The organism is Hymenobacter piscis (assembly GCF_018760735.1).
In the GTDB taxonomy this organism is placed as follows: Bacteria; Bacteroidota; Bacteroidia; order Cytophagales; family Hymenobacteraceae; genus Hymenobacter; species Hymenobacter piscis.
The window spans coordinates 1-3,088 of the sequence record NZ_JAHHZN010000046.1; the positions used below are offsets into that span (position 1 = coordinate 1).

The 3,088-nt window shown below is 60.2% G+C and carries 5 protein-coding genes; all 5 read right to left on the minus strand.

The window, feature by feature from the left end; all coding sequences use genetic code 11:
* Positions 1-161: 161 nt before the first annotated feature.
* The 5 genes from KLP40_RS20970 to KLP40_RS20990 all read right to left on the minus strand — a co-directional run bounded on the left by KLP40_RS20970 (position 162) and on the right by KLP40_RS20990 (position 3,065).
* On the minus strand, positions 162-677 hold the full coding sequence (locus KLP40_RS20970) for a hypothetical protein (RefSeq protein WP_215595798.1): 516 nt from the start codon (positions 675-677) through the stop codon (positions 162-164).
* Between the two features lie 115 nt (positions 678-792).
* A complete protein-coding gene (locus tag KLP40_RS20975; protein ID WP_215595799.1) occupies positions 793-1,596 on the minus strand; it encodes a transglutaminase-like domain-containing protein in 804 nt (267 codons plus the stop codon).
* A gap of 502 nt (positions 1,597-2,098) precedes the next feature.
* Positions 2,099-2,446, minus strand: coding sequence for a helix-turn-helix domain-containing protein (locus KLP40_RS20980; protein ID WP_215595800.1), 348 nt, complete (start codon positions 2,444-2,446; stop codon positions 2,099-2,101).
* Between the two features lie 39 nt (positions 2,447-2,485).
* On the minus strand, positions 2,486-2,779 hold the full coding sequence (locus tag KLP40_RS20985; RefSeq protein ID WP_215595801.1) for a type II toxin-antitoxin system HigB family toxin: 294 nt from the start codon (positions 2,777-2,779) through the stop codon (positions 2,486-2,488).
* A gap of 145 nt (positions 2,780-2,924) precedes the next feature.
* Positions 2,925-3,065, minus strand: coding sequence for a transposase (locus tag KLP40_RS20990; RefSeq protein ID WP_394370056.1), 141 nt, complete (start codon positions 3,063-3,065; stop codon positions 2,925-2,927).
* Between the last annotated feature and the right edge of the window lie 23 nt (positions 3,066-3,088).

The following is a 3,088-nucleotide window of genomic DNA, read 5'->3' on the forward strand; positions in this document are numbered from 1 at the left end:
CAGATAATATCGCTCAACTCATGCCGACAGCGGCCTTGTTCGCGGAAATCCGTCACCTCCTCGAAAAAATCTACTGCTTCGTCCATGCGCAAAGCTCGCTAACTGCACGTTTGATGCAATGACCCTAATTGTGAACCAGCTGGTTTCTTCCAGCTAATCGATTAAGCAGCCCGGCTGCCAGAGCGCTGGCCCATGTAAACAGCCAATGTGCCTCCTAGCAAGGTCGCTGCGCCAAGCGTTGCCAGAAACCCAATAACCGCCGCGGTTGACTGCAAGAGGCGGTTCTCATCGGCAAACACCCGGCGGGTGTAGAGCAGCGACGAGCCGATGGCCCCCGCAAAGGCACCGCCGACAAACCAGGCGATATTCGCGAACGTCAGCTTCCAGCGGGGATGAAGCGCAATAACGGCGGCAGCGAGGAGCGTGCTAGCCACCACGCCGAAGACAAAACCGAATAAGGGTAGAAGCATACGTTGTAAAGAAATGCTCGTTTTGGCGAATCCGACCGTTTGGGTATACACATGCTGGGCCAGGCCAGGACCGGCCAGTGTGCACCATGGTCCGCCGCCACGAGGCAGATGCAGCGCACCGCGCAGGGAAATAACGTTGTCCTGGTAAGCAAACGCCGTTTTTCTCTTGCTGCCTGGGCCGGTGTTGTTGCCGCCGAGGAAAGCCACCAGGTGGCGCCGTAAGGCAGCCGGTGAACAGTAAAGATCCCTTGATAGGCCTACCAGGGGATTTTTAGTTCTATGCTGCCGGTAACCGTCTGCCATTGGCGGCTGCGGCATAGCCTTAGCGGGGAGGTGCGTAAAAGCTGGCCAGGGAGTGGGTATAGCAATGGCCGGCGAGGGGGTAGGTCCGCTGAAACACGACGGGATTTTTGGCGCCCACGGGCACGAGTATCAGTTCCACCGCACCCGGCTTGGGAGTCGGCTGAGCGGTGAAAGAGGCACTGAAATGGTACAGATACGGCCGGATGAAGCGCGCATAACGGCGGGCCGTCGTGCCCGACGTGCTCGCCACGGCGAAGCCCGGGGCCTTTTCGGCCAAGGCCCGTTGCAGTTCCACCGCGTTCAGCGGACGACCATTCAGCAACGGCACCGCGTCTAACTGCCCGTCGACCAGCACCCATTTGTGCTGGTCGGCGAGCCAGGCTTCCGCCAGTTGGTGCCCGGCACCCCGGCGTCGCGTCTCCACATCGGCGGTGTAGAGGCCGAGCGTCCGCGTGGGAATGCCGAGGGCCGTCAGGGCGCCCGCCAGCACGGTGCCGTATTCCACACAACGGAGGTGCTTGCCCTGAGCCGCGGCTTGCAGGATGGCCACTGGGTCGTTTTGCGGCGAAGCGGCTTGGCCGTGTTTCCATTGCCGGCGGACCCAGGCACTCACGGCCTGCACCCGTCCCAGGTCGGTTTGCTGGCCGGAAATCACCTTATCCAGCTGGTACGCCACGCGCAGGTTGGTCAGGTAGGCCACGTCGTAGGGGCTGGTTAGCGGCTGATAGCGGACGGTGGGGTCGGGAGTAGCGGAAAAGGCAAGCGGGGCGGTGGGAACCTGCGCTCCGGCCGAGACGCCGGTTAACAGGAGCACAGCGGTCACACAGCGGTCAGCAACTGGCGTAACGAGTGGTTCATAGGACGAAAGACAGAGTTGGTGACCTACGGGAGAGCAGGCCGCAAAAGCACTTGACTGGTCATTCAAAGTTAACCATCCCAAAATGGAACAGCGCTTGTTTACCATCGGACCGTTTTCCTAGACATTACTCGGTTACTGGTAGCCGCCGTCTGGACAAGATAGGAATGATAACGGCGCCACTTCGGCCCTCAGTGAGCCACAACTCCGCTTGCGGTTGAATCACGCCGTAGATATGCGGATAATGGAGTTTAAGCCCCAGAAGCCGTGAACTCACGGCCGCTACCAACTCACCTCCAGGCGAGGCAGCGGCTTCTTGCGTCAGCAATTCGTCGGCAACGGAATAGTGCCCAGCTTGGCGGAGGGTCAAGGCGATGGCTTCCACTGAGAACGGTGCGGGCATAACGAGTGAAAGGTACAAGTAGCCATGAAATCCTCCTTTGGGTGAACAGGTGCTTGGCTAGGACCGCTACGCGGCTTCTAAAATGAAGTCGGCGGGAATACCCAGGCGCTTGTAGAGGCGCTTGGCCAGGTCCAAGTTGATGCGTCGGCCCTGTAACACATCGCTCAGGCGCGAGGCCGGGATGCCCAGCAGCGCGGCCAGGTTTTTCTTGTTGAGCTTGCGCCGGTACATCTCCAGTTCCAACCGCCCCACCAGGGTCTGGGGGGCGGGCAGTTCGTAGCCCTGGCCCTTCTCGTAGGCGCTGATGGCGTCGCGCAGCGCGAGCATGGGCGTCAGGTCGGCGGGTTCGTGGTCCATCCAGGCCGTGAACTGGTCCAGGGCCTGCTGGTAATCGGCGGGGGTGCGAATGTCCATGGGAATCAGCTGCTAAAACGTGAGCGAGTGTAGGGCGGGTTAAATGGTGTCGGCGTTGATGCGGTCGTACTGCTGGTGCGTGCCAACAAAGCGGATGAACACGGTGCGGGTGGCGAAGTGCACCCGGGCCACTAGGCGGTAGCGGCTGCCCCGGATGTTGAATACGTAGCGCCCGTCGTGGGTGTAGTCGGCCGTGTTGTAGTCCCGCACCACGTCTGCGTGCCGGGCCCAGTCGCTTTCCTGCACGAAGGCGTACCAGGCACTCAGCGCTTCCTTCGCGTCGGGGTGCTGCTCCCAAAACTCCCGCAGCGGCTTCTGGGAAATGACGACCATACCCCAAAGATACCGCGCGAAATTCTATAATTGATAATTTTCTCCTATAATCTGTAAGTGCAAATGCGGCAACTAAGTTCACCCCTATCCATTTTTGAGGTTCCGACCGTTTCACTGAACGCTGTGGGTTAGAGTGTGTGGACAGTCATCGGAGCCAATCGAGGGCGGCGAGCAGGTGAGCGCTGGCTAAGAAGCAGGTGGCAGTTTTCTCGTAGCGGGTGGCAAAGCCCCGCGCCTCCTTGAGCCGGCCAAAGAAGCGTTCGACTTTGTTGCGGTCCGCATACAGGTTCTCATCATAGGCCCGCTGGT